The following is a 24,280-nucleotide window of genomic DNA, read 5'->3' on the forward strand; positions in this document are numbered from 1 at the left end:
TTATTCAGTAACCTTCCCGAAATCGGCATCCTTGGCTCGGATCAGCTCTACCAGCTCATCATAGTTTTTGGAAGCCGTCAGTTCTTTATCTTCCGGATACAGCTCCTGGAAGCGCATCTGTGCATCCTGCAGGGAAGGCTGGGTAGCATTGGGCTGCATCGGTTGCTTAGTACCGGTGTCATCGGTTTCTGCCTCTTTCTTGGCAGCCTGCGGACGCGGGTCGTGCAGGATGGTCTGGGAGTCGTACTCGGCAAAGGCGTTGTTGCGCTCCATACGCTCGTACTGGGCCGGTACCAGCTTCACTACCTTGTCTACCACCGTGTACTCTTTCTTCACCGGGTCATTGACCTTGCTGGTGAGCTTGACGTGTACCCGGTCGGCTTCGTGAGCAGGAAACTCATACGAGTCATCCTGATTGCCTTTGGCCTGCTCGATGTCCTCGCCGTTAAGCTGCTGGGACTGGAGCGTTTTCAGGTCGAGTTTCGGGGTTTTGGCTTTGGCCGCCACCTTGGGTTTGGTTGTCGTTGACATAAGACAAAAGGATTAGCCGCGTTTGCGGGAAGTGGACGATTTACGGCGTTTAGCGGCCGCCTTTTTTGCCGGTTTTCGCTTAGGCATTTTCATGCCTTTGGACATTTTTTTCATACCTTACATTGACATAGGGGCCGGATTTTTACTCATGCTCATCAACTCCTCTGCGGTGTACCATTTATGCACGCTGCCATCCGGCAACCGAACCGCGTAGGTATTCCCCTGAATCTGGGCAATAGTCATGGTTAGGCCTTCATGCTCTGGCATGTGCGCTTTGCCTGCTTTTACCATTACGGTGTCGCCTACTGCAAATGCTTGTCCTGACGGAACTCCCATCGCCGGCACATAAGACAAAAGGATTTTAGTGATGAGGGCGAGCTTAATGTGGTAGGGTTGAAGCGAGGCGAAGCGGGTAACAGGCAGTTGCTCCGACTCGAAACGGGTGAGGTAGCGGCCGAAATCGACTTTGAGCCGCATCAGCTGCTCGTCGAATAAGCCCGTGGCCATGGGCGAGGTGCCGGCGCTGGCCAGCATGGTCAGGATCTGATCAACCGAGTATTCCGGGTAAGGCTCCAGGTCGGACAGGATGCGCATGCGGTCCAACTGGGCAGGGTTGTGCCGGTATTCAGTCTGGTAGCGGAAGTCGCGGGCCTGGCTCAGCTCATACACCGGCCGGCCGGCTTTGCGGGCTTCGACCTCTTCCTGGGCAAGCTGCTCCGGCGTTTTGAGGTAGAACCGCTCACCCATGGAAACGAACGTGCTACGGTACAGCGGACCGTAGCGCAGGCGACCTTTGGTCGTCAGTTCCCAGGCGCGGGCCTGCTCCAGTGGCTTTTTGAACTCCACCAGTACATCCTGCTTGATTTCGAAGCCGGACTGTACTTGCTTGGTATTCTTTGCCTGCTCGTTACTGGGCTCACCACCACCGCCGAGAACCGACCGGAGCAGGGCTTCCCGGCGACGCTGCTGCAACTGCTCGATATGCTCCAATACGGTCACGTTCGGCGACACCATGCCAATAGGGTCGCGGGTATCGGGCATGTCCTTGGAAGGCGCGGGTACCTCCACGTACACGCCCGGTCCCAGCAGGTCTTTAGCGGTGCAGGCCGGGCACTTTAGTGTCTGATAGCGTGGCACCTGCTCACCATCACCGATGGTATCATAGGCCGTTATCTTGTTGATAACGCCGCCTTCGCAGCGCTGGCCATCAGGCGTCTGATAGTCGCAGCCCGACTCGAAACCCCAGATGATGGGGAACGTGCCGTATTGCCGGTAATACTCGATAGCGCCGTCCCACCATACGAAGCGGTCCAGCGAGCCGAGTACGGCCGTTAGCGGCGCCCGGCGGGGCAAGTTGGTGGCCTGGTCCAGCGGCTCCGACCACAACAGCCGGGCCGGGCAGGTGCCCAGCTGGTGCGCGTTGCGTAGTACCTCGCTCCACTGCTGCTCGCCTTCCGGCTTCTCCCAGATAGCGTAGGCCGCATCATCGTAGACGTGCAGGCGTTCGATGGTGCGGCCGGCGGCATCCTTGTAAGACGGCTGGGTGAATAGGACGTACTCGCAGGTGCCGTCGGCTTTGAGCCGCACATCAAAGATATCTTCCAGGTGCAGCAGCAGCGTGTAGGGCTCGGGGTAGCGGGTGCGCTGCTCGGCGGGCATGTCCACCACCAGCAGCGAGTGCGGGCGGGCGGCCAGGGCCTGGAACGCGGTGTTTTCCCAGAAGTCCGCCTCACGTTGCGCGGTGCGGAACTGCTCGAAATCCGTTTCCAGCTCGGGCGTCGCCAGCTCGCAGCTCAGCAATCCGTCCTGCGCTTCGAACACGCGCTTCAGCCCGGTGAAAATATCCTCTACAATGTCCGTCGTCGGCAGCGGAGCCGGTACACACTGTTCCCACTTCGTGAAGCGGTCAGTCGGCAGCATGCCTTTGGCCCAGTCGCGCAGATACAGCCAGCCGGCGGGCCGGCGGCTGGTATCGACGTGGGGCACCGCATGCAGCCGCAGCCGCTGCTCGTGGCGCAGGCACTCGGCAATCACCCCGCCGTTAGCGGGATTTTCGAGTAGTGCGCGGACGTCTTGAGGCTGGAGGATCATCGGCCGTGGTGGGCGCGGGTGTTTCGGTGGGTGCCGGCACTTCGTGCCAGTCGTGGTGGCCCTGCTTTTCTTCCAGGGCGTGAAGGGCGGCGGCGTGGGCAGCGGAGAAATCCCGCTCGATGCCCAGGGCCGTGGAGCGCAGCCGAACCGTGTCGGGCTGCGCTCCTGTGGGCTTACCGGCCATCAGGCGTTATACCGGGTTGAGGCTTACCAGATCGAAATCGGCCTGCGTGATGGTGGTGCCTACATCCCACTTGCCATCAAGCGAAATGCCGAAGCCGTTTTTGTTCAGGGCCTTGAAGCCCTCACTGCCCACCGATTGCAGGTAGAAGTTGGAGAACGGAATGCCGTTCACGCCCCGCGAGATAATGCGGTTGTCGGGCGTGATAAGGGCCATTTCCACCGGATCAACGCCGAGTTCGGCGCGGCTTTCATTTTCCATCTTTTCCAGCTGGGCTTTGATGGAAGCGGGCAGGCCGACGTACTCAGCAGTGTATTTTACCGCGTTGTAGCCGGTCAGGAAGCCTTTGCCGTTGATGCTGCCGTTCGTGTTTTCCTCGGCGAACTGCGCCTCCGACTGCGGCAGCTGCGGGTTCACATAGAGCGGGGTGAGGATGATCTTGTCATCATTCACGGCGGCGAAGGCCGCGTTCCAGGCGGCCAGCGTCTTCATGGCCGCTATCGTGGCGAAGGCAGCGGCAAAAGCACCCCGGCGGCCGATGGCCATCCGAACGGTTTGGCCGAAATGAACAGCGCAGTCCACTTTGGCGGGAGCAGTAAGAGAGTCAGGGCGTACGCAGTCCATAGCAGCGAAGAGAAAGAAGTGATTTATTGTATGTAAAATACATACAATATTTCCAGAACTGCAACAGGCTTAATTTTTCCGCGTCATAAACCCTTTCCGAAACACCGGCCGCAGCTCGAACCACTCGCGGAAGCTGAACGTGTCGGCGAAGTCGGGGGAGCGGCCACCGAGCAGGATCTTCTGTTCGTCTTTGGTGTTGATGGTTTTCTTGCCCTCGGCCGTGTCTTTGCCGCGCTTGATGGCTTTGAGGTCCTGTTTGATGACGTCGCGGATATCCATTTCTACTCCAGCCACCTTCATCTTTGTTTCCCGACGACCATCAATAACGCAACTGTCCCTGGTGACTTCGATGCGGACCTCGCCCCGGTTGACGCGGCCGGCCATGCGGTAGTAGCACTGCGTTTTGAGGTCTTTGTAGGCTTCCTTCACTTCGGTTTCGGGGTCGGTCAGGGCGGGAGTGCCGCCGCTGAAACCGGCGTAGCCGCCCAGCGCCACAGCCCCGCCGCCTACGCCATCCTGGTCGATGAGCGTATCAGACTGGGCCACGTTGTAGCGGCGGCGCAGCGGCTCGATGGCTTCCACGATGTCACGCGAGCCGGTTTTACTGATGACGGTAATGGCGACCACCGTCCAACCAACCCACACCTTAATCACGCACTTGTCGGCCCCAAAGCCGGCGGCGTCGCACGTAATGCAGCGGCGGGGCTGAGCTTCTACTACCGGGTAGTTGGTCCAGAGGTCGTTGAGTCGGGTATGCTCAAACAAGGCCAGGCCGTCTACTTTCACCTTCCAGTTGCCTTCCAGCAGCTGGGCTTTGGTTTCTTCATCCTGGGCCATCAGGTTGCCCAGGTATTCGGGGTTGACCGCAAGCAGCTTCTTATTCTCGTAAATGCTGCCGGGAATGAAGGTGACGCTTTTCGGTCGGGTGCCAGCCAGTGGCCCTTCGAACAGATGCGGGGCCTTTTGCATCACCTCTTCGGGCGTATCACCCCAGATGTATACTTCCCCGTCTCGGGTGAGATAACGCAGTACACCGGCCCGCTCAGGAATGGGAAACCCATCCTCCCCAATCCACCAATCAATCAACTCCGCTACCCAGCTGTCGGGGTCAGGATTGCAACTGGCCCGTACGTACGGCCGCACCCCGCACAGGCTGCGGTTACGGGTAAGCATATACCAGAACGTCTTCTTAGAGAAGTGCGTGAGCTCGTCGAAGATGATGAGTGGAATCTGAGTACCCTGCCAGTCGTAGGCGTTTTTTTCGTGTTGCAGGTGGGCAAAGCTGATGCGTGCCCCGCTGGGAAACTTCCATTCCAGGTCGCCCTGCTTAGCGCCAACAAGCGGGTATATCTCCTTACTGGTGTCCCATAGGCCGCCTTCGTTGGTAATCTGGGCATAGGTACGACGAAACACGACAGGGCCCCAGCCAGGGTTGAAGCGGTGGCGGGTGGCCTCAATCAGCAGGGCATAGGTTTTACCACCGCCGGCCCCACCGCCGATGATGGCAATGTCGGCGGGCGTGCTCAGGGCCGCCATCTGGAAACCCGGCTGCGGCGTGATGATGCGCGCTTCGGTGGCTACTGCTGTCATTTGTAGCGGCGGCGGTTACCCATGTAGCCACGGTAAGCCGGGCGCTCTACTACTACATAGGGCTGGTATTCAGGAAATGACAGGGCTTCCCGAAGTGGAACCGTAACGCTTTCCGCGTTGAGCCTTTCTATATCTGTTTCGGCCTGTGCAGCGGCTGCTTCTAGGCTACTGACACAGGCATTAATGGCCACACACAAGCGGGCCCCGGCGGCATTAAGAGCAACCAATCCTGAGCCAACTACAATTATATTAGGGTGTTTCATAAATCGGAAATCCAGATTTGCAGCATACTGGTGACACGGCAGGCAGGATAGATGCGCTGCCAGTGCTCCAGCGAGTACGATTGATTGCGGGCCACATCGTAGACTTCGCTCTGGTTGTACACCAACGCCCACCAGCAGCCTTTCCAGCCCCAATGCTCCGGCACCTTCACCCGCAGGATGCAGGGCCATGGGGTAGCCGGGTCCCACTTCACGAAGCGGGGCGTAGTGTTATAGCCCAGTAGCCGGGCTACCTCGCCGAAACTACTACCGCGCCATCCTTTGGCTTGCCGCAACGGCTCTGGCAGCTTCTCCCGTATCTCGGCTTTGGGCAGGCCGGTGATGGTGGCCAGCAGCGCCTCGTGGTAGTCCGTATCGGTTTCGCTGGCTACCAGTTCGATTTCGTAGGGCTGGGCACTCATTCGCTTACTTTCGGTAGTCTACCAGCGGCTATATCGGCCCCGCTCACCAGCCGGTAATGCGCGGCACCTCGCAGTAGCTTCAGGTCGCGCTGTCCATCCGAGTAGCGCACCACGTAGCACCAGTGGCCGTGGGCACGGCGGGCACCGACGATGCGGGCAGGCTTGCCCGGCCGGAAGCTGTACCGATGGGTGCCGACGTAGTAGATATCGGTGAGGTCGTAGCTCATAGCTCTACAGCAAATGTCTTGGTGGCCTCTCGGATGGTTCTGAACCAATCAGCCATCGTAATCCGTGCAGCTGTGGTCCCAGGCTCTTTTTTAACCTTGTGACGATGTGCCTGCATGCGGTCTACTGTCGCGAGCAGAAAACGCTGCCGGCGAATATGCAGCAGCACGATGCGGTTGATGTCATTAGTCGCGGCCATTGTCGGGCATCATGATGTTGGAGCCGGGCATATCGTTGCCGTTGGTGGTGTGGTCCACCTTGACGGGGGCAAAAGCCCCGAGCACCTTGAGCATGGTGTTTACCGCGTCTTTCGCGTCATGCAGCTCGTAGGCCTGACCGTACTTAGTGGGCGTAATCTTCTTGATCAGGTGGCTGGCCTTTAACTCGTGCACTTTCACCATGTCGATGCGAACCACTTTGCGCTTGGCCTTGGGACCGGGCACGATGCGAACGGTATCTGGTTTCTTTTCCAGCTCCAGCAACAGTCGTTCGTGCTCAATCAACCGCTTCAGGTGCAGCGCCTGCTGTTGATTGCGGTACTTCTTCTGGTCCTTTTTGTCCGTGAACAGCGCCTCTACACGAATGGCCAACTCCTGTTCGAACAGAATAACCTCATAATTCTCTGCTACAACCTCACGTAGTGGTTTTTCGATGTAGGTGGTGTACTCTTCCTCTTCCTCAGTCAGGACATCATCCAGCGAGGTACGGCCCCACTCTGACATGCGGACAGTGGCCTCTTCCACGCTCATACCCAGCGCGGCGGCCTCGGCTTTGATAGCGGCCAGGATGCGTTCATCCTTCAGCAGGTTCTGCCCGTTCTGCTTGGCCCCATTCTCAGCACCACCAGCGAGGCGGTAAGCGGGCGCGGCCTTCCACAGCCTGGCGAAATGATGCGCGAAGCCCTCCTGCAGCTTGGTAAGCGGCTTGGCAGGGGTAGGGGTGGTTTCGTCAGGCTGTCCCATGGCCATATCGAAAAACGAAAGCGGTAATAAAAGGTAATGGTGTAATTGTATGTAAAGTACATACAATTACACCAAATAAACCATTCACATCAGGCGGCAATGTCGTAAGGCATCAAATCCGCCTTGGCCTCATTGCAGGATTTGCACAGGCATTGCAGGTTGGAACGGTGCCAGCCGCCGCCTTTGCTGCGTGGGATAATGTGGTCCAGCGTGAGGTTGAACCGACTACCGCACTGCTCACACTGGTAGCCAGCCTCCCGTAGCACCCCGGCTTTGATCCGGTAGCGTTGGGCACCGCCGATTTCCTCCGCAGGCGTGTGGAACAGGGGGCGCGGGTGGCAGCCGGCGTACTTCTGTTTCTTCTCCCGACGTTTGCGAGCCTTGTATTCCTTGGTAGGCTTGCTGGGCGTATTGAAGTTGCCAGACTGGTTGTAGCGAGACGTGTGGCCGGCTTTGAAGTATTCGACGTCGCCGGTTTCGGGGTCGATGGAGCAGGCTATGTGGCGCATCTTTTTCATAACTCCCTGTTCTCTTGCACTGGATTAGTACCGGGTAAAGGACCCAGGTGTTGCCAGTAGGTAATATGTGGTTCGTAGTCTAACCCTATCCATCGTTTCCATCGGTGGTCATAACTCACAATTACCTGTGCTCCGGTATTCTCTACTGCCAACACAGCAGCTGAGATGCCGTAGCCCTGTACTTCAGGTAACTGTTCCTCTACCGATACCCAAACCGGAGCAAGCCCCATTACTACATACTGCCGCCGTAGACCAAAACCAATGGGGTTGAAATGTGTGGAGCGAAGAATATAGGTGACCAAACGTCTGATCTCCCGTCCGGTATAGGTATTGGTGTTCGGGTTGTATTCTCGCAACAGCAGCGTATCTCCTTCCAAGTAGCCGCGGTCATCTTCGCGGAGTTCAAACGACTTACGGCCGTCGGCTACGGCCTCGAAATATTCTGGCCAGCATTTGAGGTCGTGGGTTGTTGGTTCTGCGTAACTCATGGGTTATGCTGCTTGATTGAATTGAATCGATTGTTTCCACTGGGTGAACTCGCGCTGCACCTGCTCCAGTGAGCGGCCCTCGCAGGCGAAGCCGCCGGCGGCCCTGACCTCTTCCAGGAACTCGCGCTGCTCATCACTGAGCGTATCCTTGCCATACTTCACTTCCACGGCGACGATGTGGCCGGTAGGCTTGTAGAAGCCGAGCGTATCAGACAAGCCGCGCTTGCTGCTGCCAGCCCGGTAGGCCCCGATATGTGGGTCGTACACGGCGGCATTGTTGTGGCGCCAGATATAGCAGCCGAGCATGCCCAGCAGGTCGCGAATGGCCGTGGTGAGGTTGTTGGTGGCCGCCGTGTTGCGCGTTTTCCGGGGCTTGGGGAGCTTATCAGCATCCGGCGCGGGTGGTTGGCTATTGGGAGGGGCGCGAGTGGCAGGGCGGGTATCCTGAATGATGCGCTTTTCCAGGTGCGGGGGTAGGGTGAACTTGGCCATCAGGCAGCTTCTTTCAGGTAGAGCTGGCCACTATCGAGGCGCAGCGAAGGGATAATGCCGGATCGGATGTAGCGGGAAATGCAGCCGACGGCAGAAGGCTCGTTGCTGTAGTGATGTCGAATCGACTTCACTGCTTCCCGCAGCTTGACACCAGGGCGAAGTCGAACAGTGTGCTCCAACTGCCGAACCGTATTCTTAAAATCGGTCCAATGCCCGCCGGTGCTGGAGCCGGCGGCACATTCGGTTTGCTGCTCTTGCCACAGCTTCACCGGCCCCGGCTTGCGGTTTAGCCGGCCTTCCGCGTAACGAGTAAATCCGGCATCCATCCGGCGGCCCTGCTCATGGATGCAGAGCACCCCGAAACCGAAGATTTTGCCGCACTCAGCGGCAAACTGCCACGACGGGCCGAACTGGCCCCGGGCCGGTCTGGGAACGGCTACGCTGCTGAAGTGAAACCACATCTGGTTGCGGCGGGCCTGTTCCATCACAGCCAAGTTCATCGACGTTTTCACCTCAATAGCCCAGCGGATAGGGCCCCGCACACCGACGATATCTACCCGGCCACCGGGAATTTCGACTTCCTGGTACACCAGCCAGCCGGCCAACCGCAGCTGCTCAACTACAATAGCGGCGAATTTCTGCTCGGCATTCATGAGGCAAACCCGTGGTCAGCTGCGGCCTGGTTGTGACCCTGCGCATCGGGCTGGCCATAGGCAGGCGGCGGAGTGCTGCAGTTGCCGTTGGTGCAACCGGTGCAGGCCTGGGCAATGGCAATGATACCGACCGGGCTATGGTCACGGGCCGGCTCAGTGCCCGTCAGACGGCCGTAGGCGGTGCGGAACGCTTCCTTTGCTGCGAAGAGGGAGCCGGCGGCCATCAGCTCCAGGCCGCCCTGCACCCAGAGTGCCGCCTCGCGCATTTGCTCAGTAGGCTCGACATGGGCGAGTGGGGCCGGTAACGGCTGCGCGTCGCAGATAGGGGTGAGCAGCTGCCAGTTGTCGCCTAGTTCCTGTAGGAAGCGTAGGGCGGTGGCATCGTTGCTGAATTGCTGGGTGGAGGTGCGGCCGTCGGCGCGCTGGTACTGGTAGGGTTTCATGGGTAAAAGGATTAAAACGGTGGGTGCCCCTCACTGGAGCTGCGGTTGATGAATAAGGGCCAGGGAGTTGCGGGCTCATCCTCCATCTGGATGGGCGTTGTGTAAGCCGGGGCCATCAGGAAGGCATGGCCTTTGAGTTGCTCGCGGGCAATGAATTCGTCGGAATAGGGCTCGACTGGCAGGGCTAGGGCGGCTTCGGCGGCTTGCAGCAGCTCGTCGTAAGTGAAGGGGCCCGTGTGGTCGGGGGTAATGCCCAAGCTGGCCAGGGCGGCGGCGGCGTTCATGGGTTGAGTTTTGACGGTTTGCGGATGGTGCGTGCCCGGCCGGTCCGGGCACGGTAATGCAGACGGTAGCTCAGGTGGTGAATGGTCGCCCAGTCGGTGCGGTGCGGCTCACCCACCTGCTGCCAGAACTCGGCGGCCACCAGTGCGTCGAGCAGGGCCCGTTCCAGGGAGGTCATAGTCTTAGCCCCGCCGGTCGTAGGCGACTTCGGGGAAGGTGAGCACGTTGAATAGCCCCCGGATACGGGAGCGGCAGCGCGTGCCGTAGATGCTCTCGATACCCTTCACGATGACAGGTTTACCAGTAGCCTCATCCTCGATTTCCATATCGTTGAAAGGCAGGTTGGTTGTCATGTGGGTAGCATAGCGGGGCAAGTCGCCCGCTACCACCTCATCATCCCGCGAGCACAGCACATCTTCCATCACATTGAGCGTTTTGCCCATATGCTTGGCTTGCCAGTCTTCCGTGCCTAAATCGTCGAAGCAGATGCCGGCGTGGGTGCGGTAGTTGAACTGGGCCTCTTTCCCTACCGGAATCTTAATCAGGTGCTTGTAGTCGTAGAGAGCCGGGGCCCCGCCGGTTTCCTTCACTGAATACTCATCCGAGAGCTGCCGGCACGGGTGCACCGCGTAGGGCAGGCGCGGGTTGTGCGAGAAGATGGTCAGCAGCGTGGTTTTGCCACAGCCAACGGGCCCGCGTAGCAGAATACCCTTGTTCAGGCTGCCAAAGCCGCGGGCTTCGAACTCTGGATCTTCAGCAAAGTAGAGGCAGAGGGCTTCGACAATTTCCCGGTTCGTATCGTCTACCTGGTAGGGCTGACCCAGCCGGCGCTGGGCTTCCCGCTCAAACCAGGCCCGCATCTGCTGGGCAGTTACTTTCTGGGGCTTCATGGCTTCAATCGTTTTCCAGCGGTACCAGTGATTGTGCGCATGGGTGTATTTGTCCTGGCTGGCTTTGTCCAGCACCCGCTGCTGCTCGTCGGCAGTAAGCGGTAACCGGCGGGTCTCGTTTTCCCGGAAGTCGGCGGGCTGGGGCAGATCAAAAAAGGCACTGGGCAATTGCCCGGCCGGAACCTGATTAGGCCGCATCGTTCTGGTAGTTGATGCGGGATGGGATATGATGGCGGCGGCTGGAGTCGGAAGCTGACCCATTGCCCGCGGCATCAGTGAAGCGGCTGTTTCCATGTGTCGAAGTGGTTTTGCGGGCCTCGGTAAGTGCGGCAGCCCAGTCTTTTTCATTCCAGGCCCCGTCGGCAAAACGCTGCGCCTCGGTGCCGATGTAGGATTTCCAACCGTGCAGGCGCTCGTCGCGCAGCTTTTTGTAGGCACGGTAGGCGGCGAACTGGTCGGTGAGCAGCTGACCCTGGCCCTGTTCGAACTGAATGCGGCAGAAGCGCGTCAGGCGCATGCGGGCATCTTGCTGGGCATTCGACAAGCCGAAATAGGTGGCCAGTTGGTCCGCTACCAGCCGCATCGGGGCCGCCCACTCCGGATCGGGCCGGAATTCAACCGGTGTAGCTACATCGGCCGCCGGGCCCTTAGTGTGCGAAGCCGACGCGGGCGAGCCTTCAGCGGGGTATTCTTCGCTTGCGGCCGGGCCCTCATTTTTTTTTGAGCCTTCAGCCAACACACCCCCCTCGGTTGCGGGGGTAGGGGGTGTATGTAATGAAGATGAAATAGAAGATGAAAACTGAAGAGCTTTTTTTGGGTTATGCTCTGGGTTTTGATTTGAAAGGCTTGGGTTTTCAGTGGAAAGGCTTGGGTTTTTTTGGCTTTCAGTTGGGTTCTTTTTTGGCCTGCCACCCTTAGCCCCATTGCCCGCCTGCTTATTTCTGAAAACCCACTGCTTTTCGGCTTCAGCTACCATGCGCGGATTATAGCGAGTAGCGCCGTCAGCTGCTATTGGGAACTTGCCGAGGATGATTTCCCGGCTGGTCTGCCACTCTTCCACACTGAGACGGGCGAGCCGCCTCATCTTATCCTCACTATTGGGCAGGTGCCCAGGTTGCTCGCCCTGCCAGGCATTGAACAGCAGCAAGCAATAGGCCCCCACTTCGCGGGCATCCATCATCTGCACGTCGGGCGAGCTGAGGAAATCACCAGTATAGAATTGGAATGCGGGGGATTTCATGCTGCTGATTTCAAAAAGTCAAACACAGGCCATACCGACCCATCCGGGTACATCTGGTCCTGTACCACGGCGGCCGTAGGCTCTTCCCCGGTCCATTTGTCGGGCCAGGTATTCGCTGCCATCAGCTCTTCAATTCTGGCTACCTCTTCTGGATTGAGGATATCTACTTTCCGCCGGCCTTGGGCAACGGCCAATTCATTACAGGCTGCCTGCATAGTCAATACCTGCTGCATACCCCACTGGCGGGCTTCCATCGTGAGCGGACCCAAGCGTTGCTGCTTTTTAACCAGCTTTCCTTTGGCGTCCCGCTCACCCGCCGGCATTCGCTTGCGGAAATTGGGGTCACTGCGCAACCGTTCAAACACAGCCCGCAGGCCCAACAACGGGCGCAAATAAGCCCATGAAGGGCGTTCTACAATGGTTTCTAACGCTACATCCTTGCTGGCCACTGGGCAACCCATGCAGCCGGTGCGGGCATTCTTTTCCTCGGCTTCGTCGCCACCGTAGGCTTCAGCAACCAGCTTTGTGCTCCAGTCGCCATACTCGGCGCGTGGGGCCCAGTTGCGCAGCCATTCCCAGATGTGGCACACCCGCCAATGCAGCAGCGGGGCCAACGTATCACAGAGTTCAGCTGGTAATGTCTCCTGATACCAGCCCTGGCCACACTCAGCACCGTCTTTTCCGCAGCTCATCACGATGCGCTGGTCGCGCATAGCTGATTCGCCCTGCCGAACACCGGTAATCATCAGAACCTTTTCTCCAAGCGTTCCAACCAGTTGCCGCAGTTCGGCGGCCATCGGCTCAATTTTAATCAGGCCGGTACACCACCGGAACCCAGCTCCGGAAGGAGGCACACCCCGGCCGAACATATACACGAAGAACCGGCGGTCCAGCGGGGCCATCACGATGCGCACATCAATACCTAGCTCGCGCAGATCATCCATGATATCATGGGCGGCGGCCATCAACGGTACCAGCTCCAGGCGGGTATCGGCAAACAGGACGGTCAACGTTTCCGGGCGCTGAATCTTGCCCGACTCAATCAGCCAGACAATGAGCGTAAGCGTAGCGGTGGAATCTTTGCCCCCGCTCCAGGCAATGGCCCAGTGCTTGTGGGTGGGGCCATAGGCCTGCATACTCCGGATGGTCAGCTCAATGCTCTCATCCATCTGCAGCCGGCGGGTGCCCTCGAATATGTTCTGTTGCTCCGATTTCATTATGCAGCGGCTTGCAGCCGTTCGTTATTTGCTTCGATGTTGGCACCTACCAGGGCCCGCGCAACGTGCGGTACCACGGCGTTGCCGATGAATTTCTTTTGCTGGGTTTGGTTGCCCATCAGCACGTAATCCACGGGAAAGCCCTGGATTTGCAGCAGCTCGCTCACCTTGAGCATCCGCATCCGGATGTCGGCAATACCATACTTGCGGCACACGTACTTCAGCAGACGCATCATCAGCGAGTCGCCGGGTTGGGGCAACAGGTGGGATGGGCAGGTACCGAGCTCCAGCAGCGTCAGGTACTGATGTCGGCGGCTGGCCACCAACGTCCGGGATGGACCGTCCAAACTGCTGGGCTCATTGCTGAACTGATGGGAGAAAAGGAACCCATCTTCAGCTTCCACCTTGGCTACCCGGTCCTTCGTGGTGAGGGTCGGGCAGGCCTGATCCATACCAGTAGTGCCGCCCTGGCCGTAGTAGGTCATCAGAAACTGATTGCCACCGTTGGTAGTGAGGGTGCGGGCCGGATCATCCAGCGAGGCGGGCAGGTTATGGAAGTTGTTCTGAAACATCAACTCCCCCTGTACCAGGTACTGCTGGCCGCCGGTAGTGGTGATGGTGCCAGCGGGCTCGTCGAGGCTGCGGTTGCGGTCAAATCGGTCACCGCCGTAGTTATGCAGCATAAAATCGGCCTGCACCAATCCCGCTTTCGGTTTCGTGGTGACGGTTGGGCAAGGCTCATTCGTGCTACTATTGTTTCCGCCTCCATTATAGAAGTGGGTCAGGAATTCGGCTTGCACCAACGACTGGTTGGGCGAGGCCAGCACGGTGCGGGATGGGCGGTCGGTGCCTGTTACCTTCGACTCCGGAGAACCGCCGTTACTCTGCATCAGGAAATCAGCCTGTACCAAACCTACCGGGGCCTTGTCCTGCCGAGCCACCACCGTCGGAGCCGGATTTTCCACGGAACTGCTATGCCCACCCCAGGCGGGGTTGAACAGGAACTCTGCCTGCACCAGCCGCTGCTTGGGATTGGTTACCAGAGCAGGGCAAGGGGCTTCTACACTGGTATTGTGCATGGTGCCGTACTCGCCCTGCATAAATTCGGCCTGCACCAGTCCCAGGCGGTTCTGGGTGGTAACCGTAATGGCCGGGGCATTGACTGAGCAGCCGGCGTTGATGCCGGTGGTGGCGTTGTTGCCCAGCCACTTTGTGACGAAAGCCGTGTCCCGGCCGGGCAGGATCTGTTTCCGGACACCAGCCAAGGTGCGGCGCAGCGTGTTGTCGCTGTGCGGCTTCTTGCGGGTGAACATCGACTCGCCCCGGTCGGTGAAGTCCAGTACCTCACGCACGGCCTTCCATTTCGGTAGACCAGCAGCACCGGTTTTGTGGTGGGTAGCGGCCGGGAACCGGATCGGGTAGCCTTCCAGGGCAAATACGGCGAAGTAGCGCAGGCGCGAGGTATGGGCGCCGTAGTCTGCCGAGTTCAGCAGCTTGTAGCGGTAGTTGTAGCCCATGGCCTGAATAGCCTTCACCCACTTTTTATACTCGCTGCCCAGTTTATCCTTGTCGGTGTCGGGTACCATCCGGCCGTTACGCTCCACCAATGGGCCCCAGCTGAGGAACTCGCGCACGTTTTCGATGAAGATGTATTTGGGCCGGAAGTGCTCCACATACCGCATCAGGCCCCAGGCCAGCATACGGCTGTCAGCATCCCGGCTCTGGCCACCCTTGGCATTGCTGAAATGGGTACACTCCAGCGACGCCCACAGAATATCGATTGGATCAAGTACACCCAGATCAATCTTCAGGATGTCCTCAATAAAATGTTTGGTGTTAGGGTGGTTGGCCTTATGAGAGGCAATGGCTACATCATCATGATTGATAGCCCACACCACCTCGCAGCCGGGAATTTCCACCACGCCGGTAGAAGTGCCACCACCGCCGCAAAAGGCGTCGCCTAAGCGCCAGGTGGTATTCAGCCCCAGGCTGCTCAGCAGCAGCCCGGTGGCAACAGCTAGTTCCTTTACCATTACGCAGCCTGCTTTCTGGCCTCATCAGCCCCTTCCATCAAATCCCAGATGGTCATCTGCCGCTTATCATCTTCGGCCGCTTGGCAGTTGCGCACGCCTACCCGCCAGTAGCTTTCCTTCAGCTCAATCAGCACGGCCCGGCGGTTCATTTTCAGGGCCTGGTAGCCTTCTGAGCCGATACCACCGAACGGCGTCAGCACGGTTTCGCCTGGGTTGCTCCACAGCGCAATGGCCCGCTCAATGGTTTCCAGCTGCAAGGGGCAGATGTGCTTTTCATCCTGTTGCTCACGGGCCGGCTCGCGCTGGAGCGTCTTGGAGTAGTTGATGTCGAACCACACCGGCGACGCCCATTTCTGCCATGTATCCACGGCTACTGTCTGCCGAATAGGTAGCGGATTATCGCCGCGCTTGCGGAACACCAGTAGGTAATCAGGAATGCCGGTGCGCGACATAGCCGAATCCTTCTTCAGCTGCTTGTGCAGCAGGCCCAGCGACTTGGTGCGCTGCATTTCCACCACCGGATCTTTCCAGATAGTAATGCGGTCATGGTAGATGAAGCCGGCGGCCTCAAACTCTTCCCGAATGGCTCCGGAGAAGTCGCGCAGACCGATAAAGCCCTCTTTCCCCTTTTGGATCGGCAGATCCATGCAGTGCACGGCCACCAACCGGCCCGGCAGCAGGGTGCGATGCAGCTCTGGCACCAGGAAGCGGAAATGCTCGCGAAACTGCTCGTAATTGGCGCTGTTGCCCATATCGGCGGTCAGGCCGGAGTACACATACAGCTCGGCAAAGGGTGGCGAGAAGATGCTGAAATGGATGCTTTCGTCGGCTATGTGGCGCATCTGCTCGCAGCAGTCACCCAGATAAAAATCAAAGTTGGAGCCGCGCTCAACAACAGGGGTGGGGGTATGGGACATGGTGCGCTGAATAGGGTCTTGGATGTGGGAGATGGCGGCAGCCAGCTGTTGGTGCATCTTATCGTGAGCATCCTGCTTCTGACGAATGGCAGCCCGCACGTTGCCCATACTGGGCGTGGTAATGAGGTAGGCAGTTACCGGTCGGGTCTGGCCGAAACGGTAGGAGCGGCGCAGAGCTTGGTAGAAGCCTTCGAAGCTGAAATCAAGCGCCGCAAATACTTGGTGGGCGCAGTGTTGGTAGTTCAGGCCGAACTGGGCAATCTTCTTCTTGGTAATGAGCAGGCGAAACTCGCCCCGGGCAAAGCCCATCAGCCGGGCCTCTTTCACCGATGGCTTATCAGAACCGCGCACTTCCACCGCGTCGGGCAGCAGCTGCCGCAGCCGGTCGCCCTCGACATCCTGGTTGATCCAGATAATAGCGGGCTCATCAGCGGGCAACTCGGCTACAATGGCCGCGGCCGCCTGCATGCGGGGCTCCAGCGTGTCGCGTAGTTCAGCGTTGAATCCGGTAGCGTTGATGCTGTTGGTCCCGAATAACAGGCCGGAATCTTCATTGACCGGAACGGTAACCTGCCGCTCGTCGAGCCGCAACTCGGGCAGCACGTAGCCGGTGGCATCAAATCCCAGGTTAGCTGGGCTGCTCAGGCAGGCGGCCCATGTTGCCACCCACTGCCAGAACGTGGCCTCTGCATGACCTTTCAGGCGCCATTTGCTGGTGTCGCCGCCATCGTGGGTGAAGTAGGTGGCCAGCATCGTCTGCCGCGTCATCACGCCCAGAAACTCGGCATGGTTGCCGAGCTCCATTGGGTCGTTAGGGGAGGGCGTCGCGGTGCAGGCCAGGCGGAAGGGCGTCTGGCTGAAGTACTCCAGCAACAGCCGCTTGGTGTGGCCGGTGAAGTTCTTCAGGATGCTGCTTTCGTCGAGCACTACACCACCGAAAACGGTGGGATCTAGGTTCTCTACCTGCTCGTAGTTGGTGACGTAGATACCGGGTGAGAGCGTACCAGCAACTGATTCGGCCGGGTTCAGGCGCATAACGCAGATGCCAAACTTCAAGCCCTCGTCGATGGTCTGCGCTGCGACAGCCAGCGGAGTCAGCACCAGCACGGGCTTCTGGGTGTAGGCCACAACGTGACGCGCCCACTCCAGCTGCTGGAACGTCTTACCCAGGCCGCAATCCTCAAACAGGGCGTAGCACCCTTTCTGCAGGGCGGTTTCCACAATAAACTGCTGGAAGCCTTTCAGGCCGGGGTTGAACGACAGCTCCGTGGTCGGCATGCCCACGGCGGGCGTGAGCTGTGTTTTGGAGGCGAGGAAATCAAAATAAGTCTCCATATAAAAAGCGTCCGGCCGCCCGGCGTGGGCGGCCGGCTCAGGATTTAGGCTGCGTTGGAGTAGAGGTAAAGCTGGTTGGTACCAGCGCCGCTGGTGCAGCTGACCAGTCCCAGTTGCTGGGCGGCCGAATCCAGGCCCATGGTATTCAGCCACTCTTCCAGCTTTTCGGCGGCAATTTCATCGGAGGCGTGGCCCAGTGACTTTATTTCCAGCTGGATAACACCACCAGGTACAACCTCATCAGCAATGATTGCTTTGGTAGAAGTGTGGGCTGTTTTCAGCCAGCCCATTACCGTTTCCAGCTTGTCGATTTCCGACAACTCATCGAAGGTTTCTTCTTTTTCGTCCTCATCTTCCGCATCCTTCAACCGGTCCAGAATAGCCAGTAGGTGCGTGGGGTTGATGGTAAAGGGGGCTGACTGTTTTTGCGCTGCTTGGGCAGCACCCCGGATGTTCAGCAGTAATTCAGCAGGTATAGTACTCATGATGGAAGGCAAAAAGAAGGTGAAACATTACGCGGCCGGGGCCATGCTCGACAGCAGGACGGGCATGAGCAACATGCTTTGGCGGGGCTGCTCGGGCTCAGGGGCAGACGGCACCATAATAGCGGCCCGGTTGGGTGTGGACAATTGGAAGTCAACTGATCCTTCAGGCATTACCTGCAAGGCTTCCAGCAGGTATTTGCCATTGAATCCCATCTCGAAATCCTCGCCGTTATAGCTGGATTCCATCTCTTCGACTGCTTCGGTACCTACCTCAATAGATTCAGACCAGATACGCAGCGTGCCGTTGTCACTCATTCGCAGACCTATCTGCTGGGTTTTCTCGGCTGCATAGGCCAGTACCCGCCGAATACAGCCCATCAACTGCTGTTTGTCTACCTGCAGCGTGTAGGGCTGATTAAGGGGGATGACGTTCTCGTAGGCTGGATACCGCTCATCCACGAGGCGGCACCGAAGCTGCCAGCCTACTCCCCGCACCTGGAGCCATTCGCCCAGTTGCAACGTCACAGGACCGGTTTTCTCGGTAAGCGTAGCCAGCAGCCGGGCCGGGGCCACTGGCAGGATGAATTGCCGTTCCGGACCTTCTACCTGCACCAGATTTCGATTTAGCTCAATAAAGCTGAGACGGTGAGAATCGGTGGCCACCGCCCGAATATCCTGATTGCGAATGTCCAGCAGCACCGACATCATCGACTGCCGGGTTGCATCGTTTACGGCAAAGGGGGCCGTATTCTTCAGCACATGGGAGAGCGTTGCCCCAGCCACATGCAGATGAACCAGTGGCTTATCCGCAGTCGGGTTAGGCCAACTAACCGAGTTTTCACCAGGCAGGCGGTAGCGGCCTTTGCCGGCCCGCAGCGTTACCGCATAGGTATCACTGTCCAAATGCAGGGTAATGGCCTGGGAGGGCAGGTTCTGCAGTGTCGTCAGCAGCAGCTTCGCCGGTAGGCAGATGTCAAAGTCGGCGGTGGCGTCGCTCAGGTCGGTTTCAGTGGCGAGGTCAGCTTCGAGGTTGGAGGCGGCCAACTGGAGCGTGTTGCCTACGGCCAGCAGGCGCAGGTTTTTCAGAATGGGTACCACCGGGTTGTTGGGTACCAAGGGCATCAGCAGCTTGACGGCTGCGAGCAGAGCGCTGGAATTAATGGAAATAGCGGGCATGTGGAGTTGATTTAGATGTAGTTGTTTAACATGACCGGCATCAGCAGGCAGAGCACACCATCGTTTGCGTCTGCAGATTGAAGCACAATAGCCCGGCTGGGCGTGCTCATGCTCATCTTCACGTTCTGGCAAGGCAGCAGCTGCAGAAACCCTTGCAGGAATCGGTAGCTAAAGCCGATGGCCATGCTCTCCCCTTGGTAAGACCCAGATACCGACTCACGCGCCCGATTATCAAAATCGAGGTCTTCAGCTACCAGTTCGCAGCCATCACCCCGCAGATGCAGAGCTATCTGATGCGTCGTTTTATTGGCAAACAGGGCGGCCCGTTTTACCCCTGCCAGCAACTCCAGGCGGTGGGCCGTCAGCACATTCGGCTGGAACTCAGGAATCACATTCTCATAATCCGGGTACCGCTCGTCAATCAGACGGATCAGTAATTCTCCTTTCTCCATCACCACCCGGATATTGTCATTCAGCAACTGCATTTCCAGCCGCTCGCGCCGATCTACGAGTTTATGGAGCAGTTCAGCCGCCTTGCGGGGTATAATGCAGCGTCGCTCAATGCCCTGTAGGCTGTGCTGATCCTGCTTCGTGAAGCGCACCAGTCGGTGTCCGTCGGTGGCTACCAACTGGAATTGCTGAGCAGATACTTCCAGTAAAATCCCTGTCATTGCCGGCCGTAATTCATCGGTGCCGGTTACGGGCAATGTAAGCGCCAAGCCTTCCAGCAACAGGTGGCCGGGAATGTGCAGTGTTGTAGTAGGAAGTGCTAGGACGGTGTTTCGGGGAAACTCGCCGCCCGCCTCACCGGCCAATTCGTAGGTGGCTGCCCCCTTGCCAGAGGGAAGCAATGACAGCGCGAGTTCGGCCTTGAGCAGCAGATACGGGTGGCCACCGTCTTCTTCTATTTCCAGTGTTACCGGCTGCTCACTAATGTTGCGTAGTAAGTCCGTTAGTTGCCGGCCTGGTACACAGATACTGGCGCCTTCCGGATAAACGGTGGCCTCAATCGGAATAGAGCGGGAAGTAAACCGGTGCTCCAGGTCGGAACTGATCAGGCGTAAGCTGCGCGCAGTGCTGTACTTGGTTTTAGTCGGTTCAACTTCCAGCAGCAGGTTTTCCAGGACAGGAACAACCGGATTGCGGGTAACCAGCAGAGAGGCGTATTGAGCTGCTTTAAGCAGGTTGGCCGAATTGATAACTAAGGAAACGGCCGATGTAGCGAGAGCTGAAGCGTTCATATCAGTGGGCAACAGAAATGTGCAGGGTAGCCAGCAGCTTATGCACGCACTTATCGTGGGCTGCTGGCACTTCAAGTGTCAAAAGGGAATCCGTGTACAGGTTGGCTTCTATCAGGCAGATAAAGAAGCGCCGCACGTAGAAGGGGCACGGAGAGTGTAGCAGCCGACGGCGGGCCCGCACCAGACGGGCGTTCAGTTCGCGCTGCTTATGGAGTTGGGCGACCAGGCTCATGCGGCTTCCTGCGTTGTGCGGCCGTGGCCACGTTTGCGTCGGTCATGCCCACGGCCCCGGTGTGCGACGCGCATCTGCGTTTCCGGAACCGGTATCTGCACTTGCTGCGGCTGTTGGCGGTGGCGTTGCTGCCACTCTCGCAGATCGGAACCCAGGATTCGGTTGCCCCACGCCGTATCCGTAGTGCGCACATAGGGCAGGTACCGGGGGTGCGTAACCGGCAGCTTCATATAAGAGCGCACAGTAGACACGTCGATATTCAGGAACTTCGCTACTTCATCGGGCGTGTACTGCGGATCAGGGGCCGGCAGCGAGTGGTAATACTCGCGGGCCTGCTCGTTGAATGCCTGGAGCAGTAAGGCTTTGATGCCCTCTTGGTTGAAATCAATCAGCTCCATATCAGCTGGCTTTAGCGTAGCTGGTCGGGCCATCGTAGGCGTCAATCAGCACGTTGAGGTGCTCAATCGTTTCAGTGGCTTTGTCCGGACTGATGCGGTTGATGTTGAGCAGTACCTTGGTTTTTTCCTTGCGCTCAATGGCCGGGTGGTTCAGCAGTCCGATGATGGCCTGCTTCTGCTCAACTGTTGCGTAGGCACTATTTGCGGCGGCAGTAGCGGGGGTGGCCGTGAGTAGCAAATTCGGCGCGCTGACCACGGGTGCGTCGGACTGTGGCTTTGCCAGCAGCTCGCCGATTAGCTCCGATAAGCGCAGCGTCAGGCCGGCCAGCTTCCGGCATTCAGCCTGTGCAGAAGCCAGATTGCCGTCGGTGGTGAACTGATTTGCGCGTTGCTGCACCCGGGTAATTTCCTGCATCAGCTCGGCATGTGCGTACGTGCGGGCTTCGGCCAGCGTATTCCAGGCTTCCCGGAACAAGCCGTTTTTGGCCATCTTCTCAATGCTGTCGGCCGCCGCCTGCATGGTTCCGATTTCCCGGTCCATCTCGGCCTGGCTCATTTTCTGCGCCGCTACCCGTCCGGGGTACACCGCATAGCGCATCGTGACCTCGCGCCGAAGGCAGCGTACCTGGTCTGGAAGCGGATAAATGACTTGATTTTCTTTCATGGCTCTAAGCAGCTATCAGAACAGGACGGTGGAAATTCTCTTTCAGGAAGTTTCTGGATTGAATCCAACGCCCTTTCTGTACAGCATCCTGAGTGTTATCAGAATAAGTGCCTAGAAACAGGTGCTCAGGCCGCACACAGGAAGGATTGTCACATTTATGGCAGATTACCATCCCGTCTGGTATTGGGCCAAAGTGAAGGGAATAGGAAAAGCGATGCGCGTAGATGTTGCTGCCAAACACGCAGAACTGACCATAACCAGTCCTATTCAATCCGCGCTGCCAGACCCAGCATCTATCTTCTTTTTTGACTGAATCCCAAAAGTTCTGTACTCTCTTAGGTGGGTAGTAGAGAGCGTAGCCCACTTTGAATGGTGGGTCTAAATCAGGCTGAATTATTTTGTGCATATCTTTGGCCTGCAATCGGCCTTCGCAAGGGGTTGATGGATTAGATAGGGCCTGCAGCGTTGGCGCGTTGCGGGCCCCTCTGTTTTAGGCCGAAGCCGGCTTGATCCGCTTCGGGCGCACCTGATCGACGATGGTCTGAATCGTGTGCTGATTCACGCAGTTGGGGGCTTCACCGCTGGCCAGATGCAGCAGTTTGTCCAGGGCTTTGCGGGGCGAAAGGGTTTTCATAAATCGGTTGGTTGAACTGTGATGGGTAAACCAAGGGGGCGTTTGGGCTTGCGAAGTATCAAGGCCACGGGGCAAACGGACGGTTGGAAGGCAGGGAGGAAATACTGGGCGAGGGCCGGCGGGGTGTTTTCGGCTTGCGGCCGGAACCGGGCTTACGGGCGGCCGTTGGCTGCACCAGGGGCCGGGATGTTTTAGCAGCATCGAAGCCTACCAACTCATCCAGTGTGCAGGCAAACAGGGCAGCCATCAGCAGCAGTACCCGAAGAGGCGGCTCTGCCCGCGCTTCCTCGTAAGAGGCATAGCATTGGCGCGTAATGCACAGCGCGTCGGCTGTTTGCGCCTGCGTGAGCCTGGCAGCAGCACGGCGCTTGCGTAAGCGCTGGTTGAAGAATAGCGTCTCATCCATAGCGGTCTAAGCAGCAATAGCCATCGGGTAGGACACACTCATCAGCGCGGGCTGGGCCATGGGCACCGGGAAGTACAGCAGCGCACCAGCGGCGTACTCATCAAGGCGATATTCGCGCAGGGTATCGGGCACTCGGCCATCGAAAAACTGCTCCTGATCACAGCCGTCTTCCAGCGCGAGGCGGAACAGGGAGCTGTCGGGGCCGGCGGTGTACACCGACAATTCACCATCCAGGCCACGGGCCCAACCAAGTATCGGCTGCGGCAACGTGTAAAGGCCGGTGGCTTCCAGCACAGCGAGGGAGTCGCCGGCTACCGGCTGGGAAATGCTGCGCGGGCCCTCGGGCGTGCGCAGCGTGTAGAGGGGTTCACTGGTAACGACTTTCATAGAGGTTGATGGATTAGAAAAGGGAGTTTTCTTGGGAAAAGCCCCCGGCAGGTTTGGCGCCCTGCCGAGAGCACTGATTAAGCAGCTTGGGCGTGGGCAGATTGCCAGGCGGCAAATCCGGCGGGGTCGGTTTCCTCGGCGAGCTTTTCAACTTCGGGCCAGAGGCGGGAACCGGTGTTTTCCAGCGAGATAACCCCGCTGAGCTGGGAAGCAGACTTGCAGCCGGTGCGACGGGCCAGCTCTTTAATGAAGCCGGCTGGCATCAGCTCGCGCATGGTCGGTGTGGTGGGCGTCTCCATAGGCAGTTGTTGCCGCTTCGTATATTGCGGCTGTTCTTCTTCTTGTTCTTCTTCACAAACATCGAAAGTTTACTTGGGATTTCCAAGTAAACTTCGAATAAACTTTAAGTTTTCTTGGAAAGTCAGGACTTCACGGCCGGCATAGGCGACCGGTACCGGCAACTCCGGGCGCATTTCGGACACAGCAAAGAGGCCCTCGGCGTCATTGCCGGGGTGTCTGGTACCTCCATTGGCAACATTGAGGAAGGCCGGCATACGCCCAAAGCGGATAGTGTCGCAGCCATTGCAAGAAAACTTGGCATCAGTCTGGAATGGCTGCTGTTTGGGGAGGGGGCCATGCTTCCGGCGGCGCCCAGTTCTCTCATGGCCGAACTTGATAGCTTGGTGCCGCCACCCGTAGTGCAGCACCTGCCCCCACTGACTGTGACAGTCGATATGAAGGGGGAGGAAACAATTCCTATCGTGGAATCAGAGGCTACCGCCGGCTACCTGGCCCAGCATATGGAGCCGGAATTCCTGCGCAACCTGCCGATGCTGGCTTTGCCGCTGCCAGAGTTTAAAAACGGCACGTTCCGTGCGTTTCGCGTGAAAGGTCGCAGCATGTACCCGACACTGCATGACGGCTCCCTGGTGCTGTGCCGCTTCGTGGACACCGACCTGGAAACCATCAAAGACAGCTACGTCCATGTGGTCGTAACCTACGACGGCATTGTAGTAAAGCGGGTATACACCGGCATGGATTCGGTGGGCGGGTTGGAGGTGCGCTCCGATAACGAGGAGTTTCCCCCTTACACGATTAAAAAAGGAGAGTGGCAGCAGCTCTGGTGCGTCGTGGCCTCTTTGAATTTTCAGATGCCTGCCCCCCGCAAAAACCCGACGAAACAACTCTACAGCTTCGAATTGGAAGAAATGCGCAACCGCCTCGAAATCCTCTGGAAAAACTATACCGGTCAAGCATAACCAC

General features: G+C 58.3%; 32 protein-coding genes. 1 reads left to right on the plus strand and 31 read right to left on the minus strand.

Features of this window, described 5'->3' with window-relative positions; translation table 11 throughout:
* From EI290_RS16115 to EI290_RS16260, 31 genes are all read right to left on the minus strand, one after another.
* The gene (locus EI290_RS16115) at window positions 1–531 is read right to left on the minus strand and encodes a hypothetical protein (RefSeq protein WP_125432481.1); all 531 of its coding nucleotides are present in this window, start codon (window positions 529–531) and stop codon (window positions 1–3) included.
* A gap of 117 nt (window positions 532–648) precedes the next feature.
* Window positions 649–2,622: a hypothetical protein gene (locus EI290_RS16120; protein ID WP_185817034.1), complete on the minus strand. Its 1,974-nt coding sequence runs from the start codon at window positions 2,620–2,622 to the stop codon at window positions 649–651.
* Window positions 2,573–2,806 carry a hypothetical protein gene (locus EI290_RS16125; RefSeq protein WP_125432485.1) on the minus strand — a complete coding sequence of 78 codons (234 nt, stop codon included), beginning with the start codon at window positions 2,804–2,806 and terminating at the stop codon, window positions 2,573–2,575. Before EI290_RS16125 ends, EI290_RS16120 begins: the two co-directional genes overlap by 50 nt.
* A gap of 6 nt (window positions 2,807–2,812) precedes the next feature.
* Window positions 2,813–3,427: a hypothetical protein gene (locus tag EI290_RS16130; RefSeq protein ID WP_125432487.1), complete on the minus strand. Its 615-nt coding sequence runs from the start codon at window positions 3,425–3,427 to the stop codon at window positions 2,813–2,815.
* A gap of 69 nt (window positions 3,428–3,496) precedes the next feature.
* Complete coding sequence (locus EI290_RS16135; RefSeq protein ID WP_125432489.1) at window positions 3,497–5,017, minus strand: terminase large subunit domain-containing protein; 1,521 nt, start codon at window positions 5,015–5,017, stop codon at window positions 3,497–3,499.
* A gap of 259 nt (window positions 5,018–5,276) precedes the next feature.
* Entirely contained in the window at window positions 5,277–5,699 is a 423-nt protein-coding gene (locus tag EI290_RS16140; RefSeq protein ID WP_125432491.1) for a hypothetical protein, read from the minus strand.
* Window positions 5,696–5,926 carry a hypothetical protein gene (locus EI290_RS16145; RefSeq protein ID WP_125432493.1) on the minus strand — a complete coding sequence of 77 codons (231 nt, stop codon included), beginning with the start codon at window positions 5,924–5,926 and terminating at the stop codon, window positions 5,696–5,698. The genes EI290_RS16140 and EI290_RS16145 overlap by 4 nt, the downstream gene beginning before the upstream one ends.
* A 183-nt stretch (window positions 5,927–6,109) precedes the next feature.
* Window positions 6,110–6,886, minus strand: a complete 777-nt coding sequence (locus tag EI290_RS16150) for a terminase small subunit (protein ID WP_185817035.1) — start codon at window positions 6,884–6,886, stop codon at window positions 6,110–6,112.
* 89 nt (window positions 6,887–6,975) lie between these two features.
* Window positions 6,976–7,404: an HNH endonuclease gene (locus tag EI290_RS16155; protein WP_246008977.1), complete on the minus strand. Its 429-nt coding sequence runs from the start codon at window positions 7,402–7,404 to the stop codon at window positions 6,976–6,978.
* The gene (locus EI290_RS16160) at window positions 7,401–7,892 is read right to left on the minus strand and encodes an ASCH/PUA domain-containing protein (protein ID WP_125432497.1); all 492 of its coding nucleotides are present in this window, start codon (window positions 7,890–7,892) and stop codon (window positions 7,401–7,403) included. The genes EI290_RS16155 and EI290_RS16160 overlap by 4 nt, the downstream gene beginning before the upstream one ends.
* 3 nt (window positions 7,893–7,895) lie before the next feature.
* Window positions 7,896–8,384, minus strand: coding sequence for a VRR-NUC domain-containing protein (locus tag EI290_RS16165; protein ID WP_125432499.1), 489 nt, complete (start codon window positions 8,382–8,384; stop codon window positions 7,896–7,898).
* A complete protein-coding gene (locus tag EI290_RS16170) occupies window positions 8,384–9,037 on the minus strand; it encodes a hypothetical protein (protein WP_125432501.1) in 654 nt (217 codons plus the stop codon). The genes EI290_RS16165 and EI290_RS16170 overlap by 1 nt, the downstream gene beginning before the upstream one ends.
* A complete protein-coding gene (locus EI290_RS16175) occupies window positions 9,034–9,480 on the minus strand; it encodes a hypothetical protein (protein ID WP_125432503.1) in 447 nt (148 codons plus the stop codon). The genes EI290_RS16170 and EI290_RS16175 overlap by 4 nt, the downstream gene beginning before the upstream one ends.
* 11 nt (window positions 9,481–9,491) lie before the next feature.
* On the minus strand, window positions 9,492–9,764 hold the full coding sequence (locus EI290_RS16180) for a hypothetical protein (RefSeq protein ID WP_125432505.1): 273 nt from the start codon (window positions 9,762–9,764) through the stop codon (window positions 9,492–9,494).
* The gene (locus EI290_RS16185) at window positions 9,761–9,940 is read right to left on the minus strand and encodes a hypothetical protein (RefSeq protein WP_125432507.1); all 180 of its coding nucleotides are present in this window, start codon (window positions 9,938–9,940) and stop codon (window positions 9,761–9,763) included. The genes EI290_RS16180 and EI290_RS16185 overlap by 4 nt, the downstream gene beginning before the upstream one ends.
* 4 nt (window positions 9,941–9,944) lie before the next feature.
* A complete protein-coding gene (locus EI290_RS16190; protein WP_125432509.1) occupies window positions 9,945–10,850 on the minus strand; it encodes a P-loop NTPase family protein in 906 nt (301 codons plus the stop codon).
* Complete coding sequence (locus tag EI290_RS16195; RefSeq protein WP_125432511.1) at window positions 10,840–11,892, minus strand: DUF1376 domain-containing protein; 1,053 nt, start codon at window positions 11,890–11,892, stop codon at window positions 10,840–10,842. The genes EI290_RS16190 and EI290_RS16195 overlap by 11 nt, the downstream gene beginning before the upstream one ends.
* A complete protein-coding gene (locus tag EI290_RS16200; RefSeq protein ID WP_125432513.1) occupies window positions 11,889–13,109 on the minus strand; it encodes a phosphoadenosine phosphosulfate reductase domain-containing protein in 1,221 nt (406 codons plus the stop codon). The genes EI290_RS16195 and EI290_RS16200 overlap by 4 nt, the downstream gene beginning before the upstream one ends.
* Window positions 13,109–15,142, minus strand: coding sequence for a DNA cytosine methyltransferase (locus EI290_RS16205; protein ID WP_125432515.1), 2,034 nt, complete (start codon window positions 15,140–15,142; stop codon window positions 13,109–13,111). The genes EI290_RS16200 and EI290_RS16205 overlap by 1 nt, the downstream gene beginning before the upstream one ends.
* The gene (locus EI290_RS22610) at window positions 15,142–17,394 is read right to left on the minus strand and encodes a DNA methyltransferase (RefSeq protein WP_221766271.1); all 2,253 of its coding nucleotides are present in this window, start codon (window positions 17,392–17,394) and stop codon (window positions 15,142–15,144) included. Before EI290_RS22610 ends, EI290_RS16205 begins: the two co-directional genes overlap by 1 nt.
* A gap of 44 nt (window positions 17,395–17,438) precedes the next feature.
* Window positions 17,439–17,879 carry a hypothetical protein gene (locus EI290_RS16215; RefSeq protein WP_125432517.1) on the minus strand — a complete coding sequence of 147 codons (441 nt, stop codon included), beginning with the start codon at window positions 17,877–17,879 and terminating at the stop codon, window positions 17,439–17,441.
* 27 nt (window positions 17,880–17,906) lie between these two features.
* On the minus strand, window positions 17,907–19,055 hold the full coding sequence (dnaN, locus tag EI290_RS16220) for a DNA polymerase III subunit beta (protein ID WP_125432519.1): 1,149 nt from the start codon (window positions 19,053–19,055) through the stop codon (window positions 17,907–17,909).
* An 11-nt stretch (window positions 19,056–19,066) separates the two neighbouring features.
* Window positions 19,067–20,296 (minus strand): DNA polymerase III subunit beta, encoded by a 1,230-nt coding sequence (dnaN, locus tag EI290_RS16225; protein ID WP_125432521.1) that lies wholly within the window; start codon window positions 20,294–20,296, stop codon window positions 19,067–19,069.
* Window position 20,297: 1 nt separating this feature from the next.
* Entirely contained in the window at window positions 20,298–20,528 is a 231-nt protein-coding gene (locus EI290_RS16230) for a hypothetical protein (protein ID WP_125432523.1), read from the minus strand.
* Window positions 20,525–20,926: a DNA-binding protein gene (locus tag EI290_RS16235; protein WP_125432525.1), complete on the minus strand. Its 402-nt coding sequence runs from the start codon at window positions 20,924–20,926 to the stop codon at window positions 20,525–20,527. The genes EI290_RS16230 and EI290_RS16235 overlap by 4 nt, the downstream gene beginning before the upstream one ends.
* A gap of 1 nt (window position 20,927) precedes the next feature.
* Complete coding sequence (locus EI290_RS16240; protein WP_125432527.1) at window positions 20,928–21,590, minus strand: hypothetical protein; 663 nt, start codon at window positions 21,588–21,590, stop codon at window positions 20,928–20,930.
* A gap of 4 nt (window positions 21,591–21,594) precedes the next feature.
* The gene (locus tag EI290_RS23050; RefSeq protein WP_125432529.1) at window positions 21,595–21,996 is read right to left on the minus strand and encodes an HNH endonuclease signature motif containing protein; all 402 of its coding nucleotides are present in this window, start codon (window positions 21,994–21,996) and stop codon (window positions 21,595–21,597) included.
* Between the two features lie 84 nt (window positions 21,997–22,080).
* Window positions 22,081–22,224, minus strand: coding sequence for a hypothetical protein (locus EI290_RS22490; protein WP_185817036.1), 144 nt, complete (start codon window positions 22,222–22,224; stop codon window positions 22,081–22,083).
* A 58-nt stretch (window positions 22,225–22,282) separates the two neighbouring features.
* Window positions 22,283–22,630: a helix-turn-helix domain-containing protein gene (locus EI290_RS16250; protein ID WP_125432531.1), complete on the minus strand. Its 348-nt coding sequence runs from the start codon at window positions 22,628–22,630 to the stop codon at window positions 22,283–22,285.
* A 6-nt stretch (window positions 22,631–22,636) separates the two neighbouring features.
* On the minus strand, window positions 22,637–23,017 hold the full coding sequence (locus EI290_RS16255) for a hypothetical protein (protein WP_125432533.1): 381 nt from the start codon (window positions 23,015–23,017) through the stop codon (window positions 22,637–22,639).
* 77 nt (window positions 23,018–23,094) lie between these two features.
* On the minus strand, window positions 23,095–23,316 hold the full coding sequence (locus EI290_RS16260; RefSeq protein WP_125418754.1) for a hypothetical protein: 222 nt from the start codon (window positions 23,314–23,316) through the stop codon (window positions 23,095–23,097).
* 114 nt (window positions 23,317–23,430) lie between these two features.
* Between EI290_RS16260 and EI290_RS16265 the strand changes: the two genes are divergently transcribed.
* Window positions 23,431–24,276 carry an XRE family transcriptional regulator gene (locus tag EI290_RS16265; protein ID WP_125432535.1) on the plus strand — a complete coding sequence of 282 codons (846 nt, stop codon included), beginning with the start codon at window positions 23,431–23,433 and terminating at the stop codon, window positions 24,274–24,276.
* Window positions 24,277–24,280: the final 4 nt, after the last annotated feature.

Source organism: Hymenobacter metallilatus (genome assembly GCF_003944705.1).
Lineage (GTDB): Bacteria > Bacteroidota > Bacteroidia > Cytophagales > Hymenobacteraceae > Hymenobacter > Hymenobacter metallilatus.

Excerpts from the sequence above, each read along its gene's own strand:
- EI290_RS16255 (WP_125432533.1), bottom strand. The coding sequence starts at position 23,017 with ATGAAAGTCGTTACCAGTGAACCCCTCTACACGCTGCGCACGCCCGAG.
- EI290_RS16120 (WP_185817034.1), bottom strand. The coding sequence starts at position 2,622 with ATGATCCTCCAGCCTCAAGACGTCCGCGCACTACTCGAAAATCCCGCT.
- EI290_RS16190 (WP_125432509.1), bottom strand. The coding sequence starts at position 10,850 with ATGCGGCCTAATCAGGTTCCGGCCGGGCAATTGCCCAGTGCCTTTTTT.
- EI290_RS16135 (WP_125432489.1), bottom strand. The coding sequence starts at position 5,017 with ATGACAGCAGTAGCCACCGAAGCGCGCATCATCACGCCGCAGCCGGGT.
- EI290_RS16250 (WP_125432531.1), bottom strand. The coding sequence starts at position 22,630 with ATGGATGAGACGCTATTCTTCAACCAGCGCTTACGCAAGCGCCGTGCT.
- dnaN (WP_125432521.1), bottom strand. The coding sequence starts at position 20,296 with ATGAACGCTTCAGCTCTCGCTACATCGGCCGTTTCCTTAGTTATCAAT.
- EI290_RS22610 (WP_221766271.1), bottom strand. The coding sequence starts at position 17,394 with ATGGAGACTTATTTTGATTTCCTCGCCTCCAAAACACAGCTCACGCCC.
- EI290_RS16165 (WP_125432499.1), bottom strand. The coding sequence starts at position 8,384 with ATGGCCAAGTTCACCCTACCCCCGCACCTGGAAAAGCGCATCATTCAG.
- EI290_RS16140 (WP_125432491.1), bottom strand. The coding sequence starts at position 5,699 with ATGAGTGCCCAGCCCTACGAAATCGAACTGGTAGCCAGCGAAACCGAT.
- EI290_RS16115 (WP_125432481.1), bottom strand. The coding sequence starts at position 531 with ATGTCAACGACAACCAAACCCAAGGTGGCGGCCAAAGCCAAAACCCCG.
- EI290_RS16130 (WP_125432487.1), bottom strand. The coding sequence starts at position 3,427 with ATGGACTGCGTACGCCCTGACTCTCTTACTGCTCCCGCCAAAGTGGAC.
- EI290_RS16160 (WP_125432497.1), bottom strand. The coding sequence starts at position 7,892 with ATGAGTTACGCAGAACCAACAACCCACGACCTCAAATGCTGGCCAGAA.
- EI290_RS16200 (WP_125432513.1), bottom strand. The coding sequence starts at position 13,109 with ATGAAATCGGAGCAACAGAACATATTCGAGGGCACCCGCCGGCTGCAG.
- dnaN (WP_125432519.1), bottom strand. The coding sequence starts at position 19,055 with ATGCCCGCTATTTCCATTAATTCCAGCGCTCTGCTCGCAGCCGTCAAG.
- EI290_RS16145 (WP_125432493.1), bottom strand. The coding sequence starts at position 5,926 with ATGAGCTACGACCTCACCGATATCTACTACGTCGGCACCCATCGGTAC.
- EI290_RS16240 (WP_125432527.1), bottom strand. The coding sequence starts at position 21,590 with ATGAAAGAAAATCAAGTCATTTATCCGCTTCCAGACCAGGTACGCTGC.
- EI290_RS22490 (WP_185817036.1), bottom strand. The coding sequence starts at position 22,224 with ATGAAAACCCTTTCGCCCCGCAAAGCCCTGGACAAACTGCTGCATCTG.
- EI290_RS16195 (WP_125432511.1), bottom strand. The coding sequence starts at position 11,892 with ATGAAATCCCCCGCATTCCAATTCTATACTGGTGATTTCCTCAGCTCG.
- EI290_RS16205 (WP_125432515.1), bottom strand. The coding sequence starts at position 15,142 with ATGGTAAAGGAACTAGCTGTTGCCACCGGGCTGCTGCTGAGCAGCCTG.
- EI290_RS16180 (WP_125432505.1), bottom strand. The coding sequence starts at position 9,764 with ATGAACGCCGCCGCCGCCCTGGCCAGCTTGGGCATTACCCCCGACCAC.
- EI290_RS23050 (WP_125432529.1), bottom strand. The coding sequence starts at position 21,996 with ATGCACAAAATAATTCAGCCTGATTTAGACCCACCATTCAAAGTGGGC.
- EI290_RS16155 (WP_246008977.1), bottom strand. The coding sequence starts at position 7,404 with ATGAAAAAGATGCGCCACATAGCCTGCTCCATCGACCCCGAAACCGGC.
- EI290_RS16170 (WP_125432501.1), bottom strand. The coding sequence starts at position 9,037 with ATGAATGCCGAGCAGAAATTCGCCGCTATTGTAGTTGAGCAGCTGCGG.
- EI290_RS16150 (WP_185817035.1), bottom strand. The coding sequence starts at position 6,886 with ATGGGACAGCCTGACGAAACCACCCCTACCCCTGCCAAGCCGCTTACC.
- EI290_RS16260 (WP_125418754.1), bottom strand. The coding sequence starts at position 23,316 with ATGGAGACGCCCACCACACCGACCATGCGCGAGCTGATGCCAGCCGGC.
- EI290_RS16185 (WP_125432507.1), bottom strand. The coding sequence starts at position 9,940 with ATGACCTCCCTGGAACGGGCCCTGCTCGACGCACTGGTGGCCGCCGAG.
- EI290_RS16230 (WP_125432523.1), bottom strand. The coding sequence starts at position 20,528 with ATGAGCCTGGTCGCCCAACTCCATAAGCAGCGCGAACTGAACGCCCGT.
- EI290_RS16235 (WP_125432525.1), bottom strand. The coding sequence starts at position 20,926 with ATGGAGCTGATTGATTTCAACCAAGAGGGCATCAAAGCCTTACTGCTC.
- EI290_RS16125 (WP_125432485.1), bottom strand. The coding sequence starts at position 2,806 with ATGGCCGGTAAGCCCACAGGAGCGCAGCCCGACACGGTTCGGCTGCGC.
- EI290_RS16175 (WP_125432503.1), bottom strand. The coding sequence starts at position 9,480 with ATGAAACCCTACCAGTACCAGCGCGCCGACGGCCGCACCTCCACCCAG.
- EI290_RS16215 (WP_125432517.1), bottom strand. The coding sequence starts at position 17,879 with ATGAGTACTATACCTGCTGAATTACTGCTGAACATCCGGGGTGCTGCC.